Annotated in this window: 14 protein-coding genes; 3 read left to right on the top strand and 11 right to left on the bottom strand. The window is 71.6% G+C overall.

Annotated features, from left to right (window positions below; translation table 11 throughout):
- Positions 1-503: 503 nt before the first annotated feature.
- The 6 genes from OOJ98_RS23585 to OOJ98_RS23560 form a co-directional block, all read right to left on the bottom strand.
- Positions 504-1,427 (bottom strand): hypothetical protein, encoded by a 924-nt coding sequence (locus OOJ98_RS23585; protein ID WP_267056929.1) that lies wholly within the window; start codon positions 1,425-1,427, stop codon positions 504-506.
- 148 nt (positions 1,428-1,575) lie between these two features.
- Positions 1,576-2,232, bottom strand: coding sequence for a Crp/Fnr family transcriptional regulator (locus OOJ98_RS23580; protein WP_267056928.1), 657 nt, complete (start codon positions 2,230-2,232; stop codon positions 1,576-1,578).
- A 207-nt stretch (positions 2,233-2,439) separates the two neighbouring features.
- Positions 2,440-3,441 (bottom strand): proline racemase family protein, encoded by a 1,002-nt coding sequence (locus tag OOJ98_RS23575; protein WP_267056927.1) that lies wholly within the window; start codon positions 3,439-3,441, stop codon positions 2,440-2,442.
- Positions 3,442-3,461: 20 nt separating this feature from the next.
- Complete coding sequence (locus OOJ98_RS23570) at positions 3,462-4,370, bottom strand: dihydrodipicolinate synthase family protein (protein ID WP_267056926.1); 909 nt, start codon at positions 4,368-4,370, stop codon at positions 3,462-3,464.
- A gap of 98 nt (positions 4,371-4,468) precedes the next feature.
- Positions 4,469-4,867, bottom strand: a complete 399-nt coding sequence (locus tag OOJ98_RS23565; protein WP_267056925.1) for a RidA family protein — start codon at positions 4,865-4,867, stop codon at positions 4,469-4,471.
- Positions 4,864-5,973 carry an acyl-CoA dehydrogenase family protein gene (locus tag OOJ98_RS23560; protein WP_267056924.1) on the bottom strand — a complete coding sequence of 370 codons (1,110 nt, stop codon included), beginning with the start codon at positions 5,971-5,973 and terminating at the stop codon, positions 4,864-4,866. The genes OOJ98_RS23565 and OOJ98_RS23560 overlap by 4 nt, the downstream gene beginning before the upstream one ends.
- Before the next feature lie 180 nt (positions 5,974-6,153).
- On the opposite strand from OOJ98_RS23560, the gene OOJ98_RS23555 reads away from it, so the two are divergent.
- Complete coding sequence (locus OOJ98_RS23555) at positions 6,154-7,770, top strand: AMP-binding protein (protein WP_267056923.1); 1,617 nt, start codon at positions 6,154-6,156, stop codon at positions 7,768-7,770.
- 4 nt (positions 7,771-7,774) lie between these two features.
- Positions 7,775-8,620: a PaaX family transcriptional regulator C-terminal domain-containing protein gene (locus tag OOJ98_RS23550; protein WP_267056922.1), complete on the top strand. Its 846-nt coding sequence runs from the start codon at positions 7,775-7,777 to the stop codon at positions 8,618-8,620.
- Here OOJ98_RS23550 and OOJ98_RS23545 read toward each other — a convergent pair.
- Positions 8,607-10,928 carry a bifunctional salicylyl-CoA 5-hydroxylase/oxidoreductase gene (locus OOJ98_RS23545; protein ID WP_267056921.1) on the bottom strand — a complete coding sequence of 774 codons (2,322 nt, stop codon included), beginning with the start codon at positions 10,926-10,928 and terminating at the stop codon, positions 8,607-8,609. The genes OOJ98_RS23550 and OOJ98_RS23545 overlap by 14 nt on opposite strands.
- Positions 10,929-10,930: 2 nt before the next feature.
- Positions 10,931-11,758: an enoyl-CoA hydratase family protein gene (locus tag OOJ98_RS23540; protein ID WP_267056920.1), complete on the bottom strand. Its 828-nt coding sequence runs from the start codon at positions 11,756-11,758 to the stop codon at positions 10,931-10,933.
- 306 nt (positions 11,759-12,064) lie between these two features.
- On the opposite strand from OOJ98_RS23540, the gene OOJ98_RS23535 reads away from it, so the two are divergent.
- Positions 12,065-12,502: an ATP-binding protein gene (locus OOJ98_RS23535; protein ID WP_267056919.1), complete on the top strand. Its 438-nt coding sequence runs from the start codon at positions 12,065-12,067 to the stop codon at positions 12,500-12,502.
- On the opposite strand, the gene OOJ98_RS23530 is transcribed toward OOJ98_RS23535, so the two are convergent.
- The 3 genes from OOJ98_RS23530 to OOJ98_RS23520 form a co-directional block, all read right to left on the bottom strand.
- The gene (locus OOJ98_RS23530) at positions 12,477-13,919 is read right to left on the bottom strand and encodes an amino acid permease (RefSeq protein WP_267056918.1); all 1,443 of its coding nucleotides are present in this window, start codon (positions 13,917-13,919) and stop codon (positions 12,477-12,479) included. The genes OOJ98_RS23535 and OOJ98_RS23530 overlap by 26 nt on opposite strands.
- Before the next feature lie 264 nt (positions 13,920-14,183).
- Positions 14,184-15,224, bottom strand: coding sequence for an ornithine carbamoyltransferase (gene argF / locus OOJ98_RS23525; RefSeq protein WP_267056917.1), 1,041 nt, complete (start codon positions 15,222-15,224; stop codon positions 14,184-14,186).
- An 87-nt stretch (positions 15,225-15,311) separates the two neighbouring features.
- Positions 15,312-16,544 (bottom strand): arginine deiminase, encoded by a 1,233-nt coding sequence (locus tag OOJ98_RS23520; protein ID WP_267056916.1) that lies wholly within the window; start codon positions 16,542-16,544, stop codon positions 15,312-15,314.
- Positions 16,545-16,607: the final 63 nt, after the last annotated feature.

The raw sequence follows: 16,607 nt of genomic DNA, 5'->3' as shown, positions 1-16,607 counted from the left end.
ATCTGTGGGCTGCCAGCGGTCGAGTTCGGTGACGCTGTCCAGCGCCCTCAGGGGTGCTCCTCGCCCACAGCTCGCCCGCAGCAGGTTCAGGGCAGCGGTGCGCCGACCGGTTCCGGGTCGCCCGGCCAGGAACAAAGGGCCACCCTTGTTCAATTTCTGAACGGCCTCCTGGAACCACGCAGGGTGCGCGTACCCGAATGCTGCGGCCTGTACCTCCGCCTCTGGGACAGGGCCCTCACGCACCCGTTCCCGGATCCTCTGCCTGTCGGTCCCGGAACTGTTCCTTACACGCTGCCCCCCATGCACGGAACCGGCGTTGACGTTTCCGTGCGGAGCGTAAACGAACGAAGCCGCCGCCCTCGCCGCCCCTCCAAGAACACCCATCAATTCGGCGACTTCGCGATCGGTCTCGACACGCAGCGGCTTGTCTTCGGACAAGTCTTCCGCAGGGGTCGACACGGCGTCGAGGTGCTCCGGTGACTGCCTCTCGGCGTTTGGGGTGGTCACTGCCGCCCCTGGTGCTTGTTGCCGCGAACCTGATCCCCTTGAAAACCGCGGACGCGGTCGGCCTTATTCCCTTCCACGCGGTCACCGGCAACATGGTGATTGGCCACACTCTGCCCGCCGTGCACGGTGCCCGTATTGACATTGCCGTTGGGAGCGCTATTTTTCGTTTGGTGACCCCTCGACTCGTCATCGAGGTGCAGACGGTCGGCTTCCGGTAAAGCCGCCAGAGCCGGGCCGACCCCTTTCCCCGCTTCGTGCAGGGGCCCGGACGGCTGGGGTACATACACCCAGGCCCGCTGGGAGAACCCCTTGCCGTCGACCGTCGCGGCCACCTCTACGAAATGGTCGGGGTGGCGGCCCGTGTAGCCACTGGCAACCGCGTCCTCGTAGCAGCGGTCGGACAGGATGGCCGCGACCTGCGTGACGTTCTTCTTGTGGGAAGCGAGCACAGCCTTGACGGGGCGCGAGTCGAGCAGACGATGGGTGTCATTACGCACCGTCCCGTTGCCGCTGAACTCATCTCCCGAATCTGGCAGGGGGCCTACATGCAGGCTGACTCGGAGCCTGATCGGCATCGTTCCGTGGGACAGGACATTGAAGTCGGTAAGTACGTCCTGCAGCGTGCGGAGCATCGGATGGATCACCAGGGGCATCCGTGAAGGGTCGAACCCGAAGACGAAACCGTCGCCTGTCGTGGCGGGAAACACGCGGTCGTCCCACAGGTCTCGCAACCCAGCTCTGCCCAGTGCGTTCTTGAGAAGCTCAGGCACGGTGCGGCTGACGACCTCGTGCTCGATCGCCGGTCGCCCCGTGAAGTCCTTGGCATCCACGGCCAAGATGCCTCGATAGGGCGGCAGTGGACGGCTGCGGGTGTAGGGGGCGACTGTTCGCCCGAACGGTTCGTTGGTGAACTCGTGCATGTCACTCCTCTGTGCGGCCGTCTGACGCTTGCGCGGTCAGACGGGAGGCTCATACGTGCGGTGTCGCGCAGGTCGAGCTTCACAGCGAGCGTGGATATCGTCCGTTCCCCAGCCCCAGACGACGAGTGTCGTGGATCACACTGCATTCTCATGTGCCTGAGCGACCAGCGACCGTCTCACGCAGCCGTTCCACACTGACCACGTCGATCCGGCTCTTGCCCGCCGACACCTGATCCGGCCCGAGGCGATCGAGTGCCTGACTGACCGCCTTGCGTCCCACGTCAATGTGTTGAGCCAGGTCTTCTCGTGTGAGAACGAAGGAGTGTTGACCGCCAGAGACTTCGACAAGGCGAAGGAGGGTAAGGGCTAAACGTCTATGCACAGGCCCCTCGTAGATCTCGGTCTGCTCACGCAGGCGGTGGGTGGCCATTGCCGCGACCGGCAGCGCGAGATGACTCTCATGCATCAAGCGGCGGAAGTCAGCCGCAGGGATGATGGTCGCTTTGCAGTCGCGCATCGCCCACACATCAGCGAGCCGCCCACTCGCACACTGCACCGCCATCTCACCCAAAACCTCACCGGAGCCGCGGAACGCGAGCACGCGCCGCCGGCCATCGGGATCGGTGCGGACCACCTTCACCAACCCATCGACGAGTGCCAGAACGTGAGTACCTTTACAGCCCTGCCTCAGCAGCGCTCGACCGGCCAAGAAGGTCTGTGCTGGATAGCTCACAAGACCTTCCCATACCTGCCGAGACACCAGGGCCCGAAGGGGCGATGTCGCACGGGATTGATCTTCGCTCATGCGATCACGGTATGGGAGTTCCTTTCGTGACGGGTGCGGAATTATCCAGTCCGGAGAGCTGGGGATGCAGAGAGGCCGAAAATTACTCATTGCGGCCAAATCTCATTCATGCACCGTCTGCTAATTCTCTTTCCGTCGATGAAGTTCCGCCCATACGCACGTGCGATTTTCGGCTTACGCCGGCCAGATTCCCCTTACTGCTCGCCGTCACAGCAGGAAGCCCGCCGGGAACGGGTCGGCCGGGTCGAGGAAGTACTGGGCCGTGCCGGTGATCCAGGCCCGGCCGGTCACCGTGGGGATCACCGCGGGAAGCGCGCCGACCCTGGTCTCGCCGACGAGCCGGCCGGTGAACCGCGTACCGATGAACGACTCGTTGACGAAGTCGCGGTCCAGGGGCAGCTCGCCCCGGGCGTGCAGCTGGGCCATGCGCGCGGAGGTGCCGGTGCCGCACGGGGAGCGGTCGAACCAGCCCGGGTGAATGGCCATGGCGTGCCGCGAGCGCGTCGCGTCCGAGCCCGGGGCCGCGAGGTAGACGTGCTTCACCCCGGCGATCTCCGGGTTCTCGGGGTGCACCGGCGGCTCGGCCGCGTTGATGGCGTCCATGATCGCGAGCCCCGCGGTGAGCAGCTCGTCCTGGTGACCCCGGTCGAACGGCAGGCCCAGCGCGTCGAGTTCGACGAACGCGTAGAAGTTGCCGCCGTACGCGAGGTCGTAGGTGACCGTGCCGAGCCCCGCGACCCGCACCTTGCGGTCGAGCGCCAGGCAGAACGCGGGGACGTTGGTCAGCGTGACGGATCTCGCCGCGCCGTCCTCGACCCGCACGTCCACGCTCACCAGACCGGCCGGGGTGTCGAGCCGGACGGTGGTGACGGGCTCGGCGACCGGGACCATCCCGGTCTCCACGAGGACGGTGGCCACCCCGATGGTGCCGTGCCCGCACATCGGCAGGAGGCCGGAGACCTCGATGTAGAGCACGCCGTAGTCCGCGTCGGGCCGGGTCGGGGGCTGGAGGATCGCGCCGCTCATCGCGGCGTGGCCGCGCGGCTCGTACATGAGGAGCGTACGGATGTGGTCGAGGTGCTCCATGAAGTACCGCCGGCGCTCGGCCATGGTGGCGCCCGGCACGACGCCGATCCCGCCGGTGATGACGCGGGTCGGCATGCCCTCGGTGTGCGAGTCGACCGCGTGGTAGACGTGTCGGGTGCGCATGAATTCGCCCTCCTGGCAGGCTAGTCGAGGCCTTCGGCGAGCACCTTCTCGGTGGCGGCGCGCACCACCGCGTCCTGCTCCGCCGTCAGCGGCTCCCTCGGCGGCCGGGTGGGGCCGCCCGGGTGCCCGGCGATGTCCATGGACAGCTTGATCGCCTGGATGAACTCGGTCTTGGAGTCCCAGCGCAGCAGCGGGTGGAGCGATCGGTAGAGCGGCAGGGCGGTGGCGAGGTCGCCGGCGACCGCCGCGTGGTAGAGCCGGGAGCAGGCACCGGGCAGGGCGTTGGGGTATCCGGCGATCCAGCCCACGGCCCCGGCCGTCGCGAGTTCGAGCAGGACGTCGTCGGCCCCGGCCAACAGGTCCAGTTCCGGGGCGAGTTCGGCGATCTCGTAGGCCCTGCGCACATCGCCGCTGAACTCCTTGACGGCGACGATGCTGCCGTCGGCGTGGAGTTGGGCGAGGAGGGCGGGCGTCAGGTCCACCTTGGTGTCGAAGGGGTTGTTGTAGGCGACCACGGGCAGGCCCGCCTTGGCGACCTCGGCGTAGTGGGCCCGTACGGAGCGCTCGTCCGCCCGGTAGGCATTGGGCGGGAGCAACAGCACCGAGCCCGCCCCGGCGGCGGCGGCCCGCTCGGCCCAGCGCCGGGATTCGGCGCTGCCGTACGCGGCGACGCCGACCATGACGCGGTCGCCGTCGCCCGCCGCCTCGATGGCGGTGGCCACGACGCGGTCGCGCTCCTCGTCGGTGAGCGTCTGGTATTCGCCGAGCGACCCGTTCGGCACGACGCCGTCGCTGCCGTTCTCGATCAGCCGCCGGACGTGCCGGGCGTACGCGTCGAAGTCGACGGAGAGGTCGGGGCGCAGGGGAAGCGCGGTCGCCACGAGGATTCCGTGCCAGGGCCGCGTGCGGCGGGGTGCTGCTGACGTCATGGTCCAACTCCCTAGTGTGGTGTGTGACATTTTACTGGCCCACCATCGCTCCCCACAAGGGTCTCGGCCCCGATCCCCCCGCCGGTGCGGGAGCCTCGCTAGTCCAGGACCGCGAAGCCGTCCAGCTCGACCAGGGCCTCGCTGTCCCAGAGCCGGACCGCGCCGATCACGGCCATCGCCGGGTAGGTGCGGCCCGCCAACTCCCGCCAGATCGCGCCCAGTTCACGGGCCCGAGCCCGGTAGTCCGCGACGTCCGTGGCGTACACGGTGACCCGCGCGAGGTCGCCCGGGGCGCCCCCCGCCGCGGCCAGCGCCGCCAGCAGGTTGGTGAGCGCGGTGCGGAACTGCTCGGGCAGGGTCGCGCCCACCACCTTGCCGTCGCCGTCGAGCGCGGTCTGCCCGGCGAGGAACACCAGCCGGGACCCGGTGGCGACGACGGCGTGGCTGAAGCCCGTGGCGGGGGACAGCCCCTCGGGGTTCACTCGGTCCAGGCTCACCGGTACAGCTCCTTCGCGATGATGGTGCGCTGCACTTCGCTCGCGCCCTCGTAGATGCGGGGCGCGCGGACCTCGCGGTAGAGGTGTTCCAGGAGGTGCCCTCGTTGCAGCGCGCGGGCGCCGTGCAGCTGGACCGCCGTGTCGACGACGTACTGCGCGCTCTCGGTGGCGAACAGCTTGGCCATGGCCGAGCCGCGTGCGATGCCGGGCTCGCCCCGGTCGTGGGCGGCGGCGGCCGCGTACACCAGGAGCCGTGCCGCCTCGGTGCGGGTCGCCATGTCGGCGACCTGGTGGGCGACGGCCTGGAGCTCCTTGAGCGGGCCGCCGAACGCGGTGCGGCGCGCGGTGTGGGCGAGCGTCGCGTCCAGTGCGGCCTGCGCCATGCCCACGGCGAACGCGCCGACGCTCGGCCGGAACAGGTTGAGCGTGTGCATCGCGACGGCGAAGCCCCGGTCCCGCTCCCCCAGCAGGTCGTCGGCGCCCACCGGCACGCCGTCGAAGGTGAGGCTGCCGATGGCGTGCGGGCAGAGCATGTCGAGCGGCGCGCCGGTCAGGCCCGGCCGGTCGGCGGGGACCAGGAAGGCGCTCACCCCGCGGGCGCCCGCGTCCGCCGTCGTGCGGGCGAAGACGGTGTAGAAGTCGGCCTCGGGGGCGTTGGAGATCCAGCACTTCTCGCCCGTGAGACGCCAACCCCCTCTGTCCTCGGCCGCGTTGAGGCTGAGCGCCGCCGCGTCCGAGCCCGCGTCCGGCTCGCTCAGCGCGAAGGCGGCGATCGCGCGGCCCGCGGCCACCTCGGGCAGCCACCGCTCGCGCTGGGCCGGCGTGCCGTACGCGGCGACCGGGTGTGCGCCGAGGCCCTGGAGGGCGAGCGCGGTCTCCGCCTCGGTGCAGGCGTACGCCAGCGATTCCCGCATCAGGCACAGGTCGAGCGCGCCGGAATCGAAGAGGCGGGCGAGCAGCCCGTGCTCACCGAGCGCCGCGACGAGTGGCCGGTTGACCCGGCCTGGCTCACCCTGGTCCGCAAGGGGGCGCAGCCGCGCCTCCGCGAGCACCCGCAGCTCCCCGCACCACTCCCGCTGATCGGACTCCAGCGTGAATCCGGGCATGGCCACCCCTCTCCCACTCGGGTTTCGACTGTCCCACTCGGCTCCGACGACGAGGCAGACCGACACCGGCCGACACCGGCCCGCACCGCTCATCCGGTCGGCCTCGACCGCTCTATCGCGAACTGTTGACTGTCGTCATCCAAACGATACGCTCCAGAGGCGACAAGGGGGCGATCCCATATGGAGCTGAAGACCTCAGCGCACGCCGACACCTTTTCCCGCGACCACCTGCCGCCCGTCGACCAGTGGCCGGAGCTCGTGCTCGGCCCGCCGGGGCCGAGCTATCCCGACCGGCTCAACTGCGGCGCGGAACTCCTGGACGCCACGATCGGGCGCTTCGGCGCCGACCGTCCCGTCTTCCGCACCGGCGAGGGCGAGGTCTGGAGCTACCGGGAGCTGCGCGACCGCGTCGACCGGATCGCCCACGTCCTGACCGCCGAACTCGGCGTGGTCCCCGGCAACCGGGTGCTGCTGCGCGGACCGACCACGCCGTGGCTCGCCGCCTGCTGGCTCGCGGTGATGAAGGCGGGCGCGGTCGCCGTCACCGTTCTGGCCCAGCAGCGCGCCCACGAACTGGGCGTCATGTGCTCCATCGCGCACATCGGCCACGCCCTGTGCGACGCCCGCGTCCTCGACGACCTGGAGCAGGCCGGGGTGGCGGGCCTGCGCATCACGGCGTACGGGGGTGACGGGCCCGGCGATCTCCTGGACCTGGCCAAGCGGGCGCCGTCCGGCCGGTTCACCGCCGTGGACACCTCCGCGGACGATGTCGCCCTGATCGCCTTCACCTCCGGCACGACCGGCCGCCCCAAGGGCTGCATGCACTTCCACCGCGACGTGCTCGCCATCGCCGACACCTTCGCCCGGCACATCCTGAAACCGGCCCCCGACGACGTCTTCGCGGGCAGCCCCCCGCTCGGCTTCACCTTCGGGCTCGGCGGCCTCGTCGTCTTCCCGCTGCGGGCCGGCGCGTCGGCGCTGCTGCTCGAACAGGCGGGCCCCAGACAGCTGTTGCCCGCACTCGCCGAGCACCGCGTCTCCGTCCTGTTCACCGCGCCGACCGCCTACCGCACGATGCTGGAGGAGCTCGACGGCCACGACCTGAGCGCCCTGCGGCGCTGCGTGTCGGCCGGCGAGAACCTGCCGGCGGCGACCTGGGAGGCCTGGCGGCAGCGGACCGGACTGCGCATCATCAACGGCATCGGCGCCACCGAACTCCTGCACATCTTCATCTCCGCGGCGGACGACGACATCCGGCCCGGCACCACCGGAAGGCCCGTGCCGGGCTGGCAGGCGCGCATCGTCGACGAGGGGGGCGAGCCCGTCGAGGACGGCGAGCCCGGCCTGCTCGCGGTGCGCGGCCCGGTCGGCTGCCGCTACCTCGCCGACGAGCGGCAGCGCGCGTACGTACGGCACGGGTGGAACATCACGGGCGACACCTACGTCCGTGACGGCGACGGCCGGTTCCGGTACGTGGCCCGCGCCGACGACATGATCATTTCAGCGGGGTTCAACATCGCGGGCCCCGAGGTCGAGGACGCGCTGCTCCGCCACCCCGACGTGACGGAGGCCGCGGTGGTCGGCCGGCCCGACGAACGGCGGGGCCATGTCGTCGTCGCCTACTGCGTCCTGAGGCCCGGTGTACCGCGCGGCGAGGAGACCGTGGCCCTCCTGCGCGACTTCGTGAAGTCGGAGCTGGTCCCGTACAAGTGCCCGCGCGAGATCGTCTTCCTCGACGCCCTGCCCCGCACCCCCACGGGCAAGCTCCAGCGCTTCAGGCTGCGGGAACTAGAGTGAGCGCGTGGCCGAGCTGCACACTCCCCGATCCCTGATCGTGACGCTGTACGGCGCCTACGGGCGCGAGACCTCCGGCTCCGTCGCGGTGGCCGAACTGATCAGGCTGCTCGCGGCGGTCGGCGTCGACGCGCCCTCCGTACGCTCCTCGGTGTCCCGGCTCAAACGGCGCGGGCTCCTCGTGGCCCGCCCCACGGCGCTCGGCACGGCCGGCTACGCCCTGTCGGACGACGCGCGCCAGCTCCTGGACGACGGCGACCGGCGCATCTACGCCCACCCCGCGCCGCGGGCCGACGAGGGCTGGGTGCTCGCGGTGTTCTCCGTGCCCGAGTCGCAGCGCAGCAAGCGGCACGTCCTGCGCTCGCGCCTCGCGGGGCTCGGCTTCGGCTCGGCGGCGCCCGGCGTGTGGCTCGCCCCGGCCCGCCTGTACGACGAGGCGCGGCACACCCTGGAACGCCTCCAACTCACGCCGTACGTCGACCTGTTCCAGGGCGAACACCTCGGCTACGCGCCGACGGCGGAGGCGGTGGCACGCTGGTGGGACCTGCCTGCCATCGCCCAGCAGCACGAGGACTTCCTCGACCGCCACGAGCCGGTGCTGCACACCTGGGAGTCGCGGCCCCCCGCCGCCTCCCCCGGCCCGGAGGCCGCCTACCGCGACTACCTCCTGGCCCTGGACTCCTGGCGCCGCCTCCCCTACGCCGACCCCGGCCTGCCCGCCGGGCTCCTCCCCGGGGCCTGGCCCGGCGCCCGCTCCGCCGATGTCTTCGCCCGCCTGCACGCGCTGCTGCGGGACGCGGGGGCGGGGTTCGTGCGGGGCTCGCTGCCCCGCCCGGACGTCAGTTCAGTCTGAGGCGGGGGCGGGGGGCGTCGGTGCGGCCGGTGGGCGGGGGGCGGCTGCCCGCCCGGTAGGGCTGGGGCCAGGTCGCGCCCGGTCCCGTGTAGGACTGCTCGGCGGCGGCGTGCAGCGTCCAGTGCGGGTCGTACAGATGGGGGCGGGCCAGGGCGCACAGGTCGGCCCGGCCCGCCAGGAGCAGGGAGTTGACGTCGTCCCAGGAGGAGATGGCGCCGACCGCGACGACCGGGACGCCCGCTTCGTTGCGGATGCGGTCGGCGAAGGGGACCTGGTAGGAGCGGCCGAACTCGGGGCGTTCGCCGGGGACGACCTGACCGGTGGAGACGTCGATGGCGTCGGCGCCGTGTGCGGCGAAGGCGCGGGCGGTCTCGACGGCGTCCTCGGCGGTGGTGCCCCCGTCGGCCCAGTCGGTGGCGGAGATCCGTACCGTCATCGGCCGGTCCCCCGGCCAGACGGCGCGGACCGCGTCGAAGACTTCCAGGGGGTAGCGGAGCCGGCCGGCGAGGGAACCGCCGTAGCCGTCGGTCCGTTGATTGGTGAGGGGGGAGAGGAATCCGGAGAGCAAGTAGCCGTGGGCGCAGTGCAGTTCGAGGAGGTCGAAGCCGCAGTCGGCGGCGCGGCGGGCCGCCGCCGTGAACCGGTCGCGGATCTCGGTGAGCCCCGCGCGGTCGAGGGCGTGCGGGACCTGGTTGACGCCGGGCCGGTAGGGCAGCGGCGAGGCGGCGGCCACGGGCCAGTTGCCGGTGTCGAGCGGCTGGTCCATGCCGTCCCACATGAGCCTGGTCGAGCCCTTGCGCCCGGAGTGGCCGAGCTGGACCCCGAGGGCGGTGCCGGGCGCCTGGGCGTGCACGAAGTCGACGATCCGCCGCCAGGCGTCGCCCTGTTCGGCGGTGTAGAGGCCGCCGCAGCCGGGCGTGATGCGGCCCTCGGGGCTGACGCACACCATCTCCGTCATGACCAGGCCGGCGCCGCCGAGGGCGCGGGCGCCCAGGTGCACGAGGTGGAAGTCGCCGGGGACGCCGTCCACCGCCGAGTACATGTCCATGGGGGAGACGACGACGCGGTTCCTCAGTTCGAGACCGCCCAGCCGGAACGGGGTGAACATGGGCGGAGTGCCCGGCGGGCAGCCGAACTCCCGCTCGACGGTGTCGGTGAATCCGCTGTCGCGCAGCCGCAGATTGCCGTGGGTGACGCGGCGGCTGCGGGTGAGGAGGTTGAAGGCGAACTGCCGGGCGGGCTGGTCGAGATAGAGGTCCAGCTCCTCGAACCAGCGCAGGCTCGCGGCGGCGGCGCGCTGTGTCGACTCCACGACGGGCCGGCGCTCGCTCTCGTACGCGGCGAGGGCCGCGGGCAGGTCGGGCTGTTCCTCGATGGACGCGGCGAGCGCGAGGGCGTCCTCGACGGCGAGCTTGGTGCCGGAGCCGATGGAGAAGTGCGCGGTGTGCGCCGCGTCGCCGAGCAGCACCGTATTCCCGTACGACCAGCGGTCGTTGACGACGGTGCGGAAGGCGGTCCAGGACGAGTTGTTGCCGCGCAGGGGACGTCCGCCGAGGGCTTCGGTGAAGATTTTCGCGCAGAGGCCGGCGGACGCCTCCTCGTCGAGCGCGTCGAATCCGGCGGCCGTCCACACCTCCTCCCGCATCTCGACGATGACCGTGGAGGAGTCGGCGGAGTAGGGGTAGCCGTGGAGCTGCATCACGCCGTGGCCGGTCTCGGCGATCTCGAAGCGGAAGGCGTCGAAGGCGAAGTCGGCGGCGAGCCAGATGTAGCGGCAGCGGTGGGTCGTGACGCGGGGCGCGAAGTGCTCGGCGTGCGCGGCGCGGGTGAGGCTGTGCACCCCGTCGGCGGCGACCACCAGGTCGTAGGCGGCGGCGAGTTCGCCCGCGGGCGGCGCCTCGGCGCGAAAGCGCAGGTCGACGCCGAGTGCCTGGCAGCGCTCGTGCAGGATCTCCAGGAGCCTGCGCCGGCCGAGCGCGGCGAAGCCGTGGCCGCCGGAGGTGAGCGTGCGGCCCCGGTGCACGATGTCGATGTCGTCCCACCGCACGAACTCGGCGCGCAGCGCCCGGTAGACGGCCGGGTCGGCGTGCTCGATCCCGCCGAGGGTCTCGTCCGAGAGCACGACGCCGAAGCCGAAGGTGTCGTCGGGGGCGTTGCGCTCGAAGAGCGTGATGGCACGAGCCGGGTCGAGCCGCTTGAGCAGAGCCGCGGCGTAGAGCCCGCCGGGGCCGCCCCCGATGACGGCGATCCGCAACGGGACCGGGCGGCCGTCCGGGGTGCCGGGCGTGTTGGCCCGTGGGTGCGTCATTGTCAGCGGCCCTGCCATTTCGGGGGACGCTTCTCGGTGAAGGCGGCGTGGAATTCGGCGTAGTCCTCGCCGTTCATCAGGAGGGCCTGGGTGGCCGCGTCCAGTTCGACGGAGGCCGCGAGCGGCATGTCGAGTTCCGCGGTGAGCAGCGCCTTGGTCTGCGCGTACGCCAGGGCGGGGCCGTCGGCGAGGCGGCGGGCCAGCTCGGCGGCGCGTTCGTCCGCGCGGCCCTCGTCGGTCAACTCGCTGAGCAGGCCGATGCGTTCGGCCTCCGGGGCGCGCACCGGCTCGCCCAGCATGAGCAGCCGGGTGGCGTGGCCGAGGCCGACGACGCGGGGCAGCAGATAGGCGGCGCCCATGTCGCCGCCCGACAGGCCCACCTTGGTGAACAGGAAGGCGAACCGTGCCGTGGGGTCGGCGATGCGGAAGTCGGCGGCGAGGGCGAGCACCGCGCCGGCGCCCGCGGCCACGCCGTGCAGGGCGGCGATCACGGGGAAGGGGCACTCGCGGATCGCGCGGACGACCTGGCCGGTCATGCGGTTGAAGTCGAGGAGTTCCGCGGTGTTCATGGACAGGGTGGCGCCGATGATGTCGTCGACGTCGCCGCCCGAGCAGAAGCCGCGGCCCTCGCCCGCGAGGACGAGCGCGCGCACGGAGCGTTCCCGCGCCAGTTCGGCGAGAAGGTCGCGCAGGTCCGCGTAGGCGCCGAAGGTCAGTGCGTTGAGCTTCTCGGGCCGGGCGAGGGTGACCGTCGCGACGCCGTCGGCGATCGAGAGCCGGAGATGGCGCCAGTCCTCGGTGCGGGGCGCGGAGCTGGGAAAGGGGCTCATCGGGGGCTGCGGCCTCCTCCGGCGGGGCGGCGGGGCCGCCGCTGCTTCTGCTGCCTGCCTTCCGAAGGTATCACTCCTGTGTGACTGTCGTCACGAGTACGCGATACGCCGCGCCGGAGAGGCCCCGGGCCCCGCTCCCGCACGGTCCCGGCGGGGCCCAGAGGCCAAGGTCCCGCGCGCCGGTGCCCCACGGCCCGCGTCCTGGGCCCCGGCTCCCCTATGACCTGGCGCCGCATGTTCGTACCGTGGAAGGCAGGACGAGACCCCCCGCCGCGTCCGCCCCACCCTCCGAACGGATCCCCCGCCTTGCCCGAGCCTTCCGGCCCCGACCGCGACGCCACGCCCTCCGCGTGGCGCATCGCGCTCCCCCACACCGCCGCCGCGGTGCCGATCGCCCGCGCGCTGATCCGTACCGCGCTCGCGGACCTCGACGCGGGCGCCGACAGCGACACGGCCGAGCTGCTCACCGCGGAGCTGGTGGCCAACGCCGTCGAGCACACGGCGGGCGACGCGCCGATAGAGCTGGTGGTGGAGCTGCTGGAGACCGGCTGCCAGGTCGAGGTGCACGACGGTTCGCCGGTGCCGCCGGGCGATCTGGGCGGGCCGGACGGCCGTCACCCCGACCCGTGGCAGGAGCACGGCCGGGGCCTGCTCCTCATCCGCACCCTGAGTTCCGCCTGCGGCCACCGCCCCACCGCGCACGGCAAGGCGGTCTGGTTCACGCTGTCGGACCGCCACCCCTGACCAGACGCGAGCGCGCGCGGCCGTAGCAGGCGTACAGGACCGCGCCGGCCAGCAGGAACACGGCGAACTGGAGCCAGGTCGCCCAGCCGGTCCCGTACATCAGATAGAGGCAGAAGCCGACGCCCAGGGCCGGGCTGACCGGGTAGAGCGGCACGCGGAACGAACGCTTCAGCTCCGGCTCGCTGCGGCGCAGCGCGACGACGGCGATGTTCACGACGGCCATCACGGCGAGCGTGCCGATCGTGGTCAGGTTCACCACCGCGTCGAGGGAGGCGAACGCCGCGGGCACCGCGAAGACGAGGGCGACGATCCAGGTGTTGACGCCCGGCGTCGCGGTCTTCGGCGAGACCCGCTCGAAGACCCGCGGGACGAGGCCGTCCCGGGACATCGACATCAGGATGCGGGTCTGGCCGTACATCACGGCGAGCACCACCGAGGCGATGGCGACGACCGCGCCGAACGCGATGACGCCGCCGCCGAACGACGACCCGGTGACCTGGTTGACGATCAGCGACAGCGCGGCGGGCCTGTCGCCGACGGCGTCCGCTCCGAGCCCTCCGATCGCGGCCAGGGCGACCGCGCAGTACAGCAGGGTGACCAGGCCGATACAGATCATGATCGCTATCGGGATGTTCCTGCGCGGGTTCTTCACTTCCTCGCCGGCGGTGGTGATCGCGTCGAAGCCGATGTACGAGAAGAAGGCCAGCGAGGCACCCGCGGTGACCCCGGCGGCGCCATGGGTGGCGAACGGCGAGAGGTGGCCCGCCTTGAACGCCGTGAACGCGATCGCGAGGAACAGCAGGAGGATCCCGATCTTGAGGACGGCCATGGCGGCGGTCGCCCGCGCGCTCTCCCTGACGCCCCGCACGAGGAGGGCCGCCGCGAGCAGGATGACGACGACCGCGGGCAGGTTGACGACGCCGCCGTCGCCGGGCCCGGCGGAGAGCGCGGCGGGCAGCTGCCATCCGACGAGGCTGTTCAGGAGCTCGTTGAGGTACTGGCTCCAGCCGACCGCGACCGCGGAGACCGACACGCCGTACTCCAGGAGCAGACACCAGCCGACCAGGAAGGCGGTGCGCTCGCCGAGCGTGGCGTAGGCGAAGGAGTACGAGGAGCCGGACACGGGGATCGCGCCGCCCAGCTCGGCGAAGGCGAACGCGGTGAACACGCAGGTGACCGCGGCCAGCACGAAGGAGAGGACCACGGCCGGGCCGGCCTTGGCGACGCTGTCGGAGAGCCCGACGAAGATGCCGGTGCCGACGATCGCGCCGACGCCGAAGCACACGAGCTGGAAGAGGCCCATCGTGCGGCGCAGGCCGTGCCCTTCGAGGTCGGCGCCGGACTCGGCGATGAGCTGCCGCGGCGGTTTGATCCGCCGGCGGTCGGCGGGGCTGAAGGCGGGGTGGGGGCGCCGCATGAGGGGTTCTCGTTCCTGGTCGTACGCACCGCGGCCGGAGCTGGGGAGGGGCCGCGCACAAAGAAAAGCGGGGCCCGAGCGTGCGAGCTCGGACCCCACCAAGAAGCGACATAGTAGCCACCGCACCGCATGTTCACCCAATCGGGCGCATTCCTATTCGAGGGGTACGGGCAGGGGCCCGCGGTCGGCCCTCCCTCGTGCCCCGACCGCCCCTCCCTCGTACGGCGCCCGGCGACCCCGGCCGGGCGGTGCCCTCGACCCCGGCTAGGCGGCGCCCGTGACCCCGGCGCCCGGGACTGCCGGGCCGCCGCCGAGCGTGGCCACCATGACCGCCTTGATCGTGTGCAGCCGGTTCTCCGCCTCGTCGAAGACGACGGAGTGCCCCGATTCGAAGACCTCGTCGCTCACTTCGAGCTCGGCGAGCCCGTACCGCTCGAAGATCTCGCGGCCGACCTGGGTGGAGAGGTCGTGGAAGGCGGGCAGACAGTGCAGGAACTTGACGCCGGGGTTGCCCGTGGCGCGCAGCACGTCCATGGTCACGGCGTACGGGGCGAGCGCCTTGATCCGCTCGGCCCAGATCTCCTGGGGCTCCCCCATCGAGACCCACACGTCGGTGGCGACGAAGTCCGCGCCGGCCACGCCCTCCTCGACGGACTCGGTGAGGGTGATCCGGGCGCCGCTCACCGAGGCCGCCTCGCGGGCCTGCGCGACGATCTCCTCGGCCGGCCAGTACGCCTTCGGCGCCACGATCCGGACGTCCATGCCGAGCAGGGCGCCCGTGACCAGGTAGGAGTTGCCCATGTTGAAGCGGGCGTCACCCAGATAGGCGAAGGCGACCTCGCCCAGCGGCTTGTCCGTGTGCTCGGTGACGGTCAGGACGTCGGCGAGCATCTGGGTGGGGTGCCAGTCGTCGGTCAGGCCGTTGTAGACCGGCACCCCGGCATGGGCGGCGAGGGTCTCGACCGTCTCCTGGGCGTCCCCGCGGAACTCGATCGCGTCGAACATCCGGCCAAGCACCCGGGCGGTGTCGCGCGGCGACTCCTTCTTGCCGATGTGCGAGCCGGCCGGGTCGATGTACGTCGTCGACGCGCCCTGGTCGGCTGCGGCCACCTCGAAGGAGCAGCGGGTGCGGGTCGAGGACTTCTCGAAGATCAGCGCGATGTTGCGGCCGCGCAGCCGCTGGACCTCGGTGCCCGCCTTCTTGGCGGCCTTGAGGTCGGCGGCGAGCGTGACCAGCCCGAGGAACTCCTCGGCCGTGAAGTCCAGCTCCTTGAGGAAGTGGCGGCCTGCGAGGTCTATCGCCATGGTGGCTGCTCCTGGGGCGGGTAGGGGACGGCAGCGAGGCCCGGCAGGACCGGACATCACTGGAAGTCTATACGATTGAGCGCATCACTATACGGCATCGCGTTCGACCGGACAGCTCATGCAGCGCGGGCCTCCCCTCCCCCGGCCCAGCTCGTTGCCCCGGATCTCGATCACCTCGATGCCCTCCTTGCGCAGATGCGTGTTGGTCGTCACGTTGCGCTCGTACGCGACGACCACCCCGGGCTCGACCGCGAGCACGTTGCAGCCGTCGTCCCACTGCTCGCGCTCGGCGGAGTGCACGTCCTGGGTGGCGGTGAGCACCCGGATCCGGTCGAGGCCGAGGGCCGCCGCGATCGCCCGGTGCATGTGCTCCGGGGGGTGGTCGGTGACCTTGAGCTCCTGCTCCCCGGCGCCCGGCTCGATCGTGTACGAGCGGAGCATGCCGAGGCCCGCGTACTGAGTGAAGGTTTCTCCGTCGACCATCGTCATCACCGTGTCGAGGTGCATGAACGCCCGCCGCTTCGGCATGTCGAGCGCCACGATGGTCTGCGCGGAGCCCGCCGCGAACAGCCCGCGCGCCAGCATCTCGACGGCCTGCGGGGTGGTCCGCTCGCTCATCCCGATCAGCACCGCCCCGTTCCCGATCACCAGGACGTCACCGCCCTCGATGGTCGAGGGGTAGTCGCTCTGTCCCCGCGACCAGATGTTGAACGGACCCGCCTGCGCGCCCTTGAACAGCGGGTGGTGCCGGTAGATCGCCTCGAAGTGCACGGTCTCGCGCTGCCGGGCCGGCCAGCGCATCGCGTTGATCGAGACACCGTCGTAGATCCACGCGGAGGTGTCCCGTGTGAAGAGGTGGTTGGGCAGCGGGCCGAGCAGGAAGTCGTCGAGGTCCATCGCGTGGAAGCGCACGGAGGTGGGCTCCGGGTGGCCTGCGAGGAACTCGCGTTTGGTCATCCCGCCGACGAGCGCCTCCGTGAGGTCCGCGTCCGGCAGGTCCTCGAAGGCCGCCCGCAGATGGTCCGTCGCGAGCGGGCCGTACTCCTTCTCGTCGAAGACGCGGTCGAGGACGAGCGCGCGGGCCTCGGGGATGCCCAGGGACTCGCGCAGCAGGTCACCGAAGAGGTGCACCTCCACCCCCCGGTCGCGCAGCACGTCGGCGAACCCGTCGTGCTCCTGTCTGGCCCGGCGCACCCACAGGACGTCGTCGAAGAGCAGCGCGTCCTTGTTGCTGGGCGTGAGCCGTTTCAGCTCCAGATCTGGCCGGTGGAGTATGACGCGGCGCAGCCGCCCGGTCTCGGAATCGACATGGAATCCCATGTCTCCATCCTGTCCCGCCCCGGCCCGCCTCACCCGGCAAACACGGGGCCCGCGGCGGCCGGG

This window comes from Streptomyces sp. NBC_00083, from assembly GCF_026343295.1.
Taxonomy (GTDB): domain Bacteria; phylum Actinomycetota; class Actinomycetes; order Streptomycetales; family Streptomycetaceae; genus Streptomyces.
Note: the sequence above shows the minus strand (reverse complement) of the source record. Positions and strands in the feature narration are given on the sequence as shown.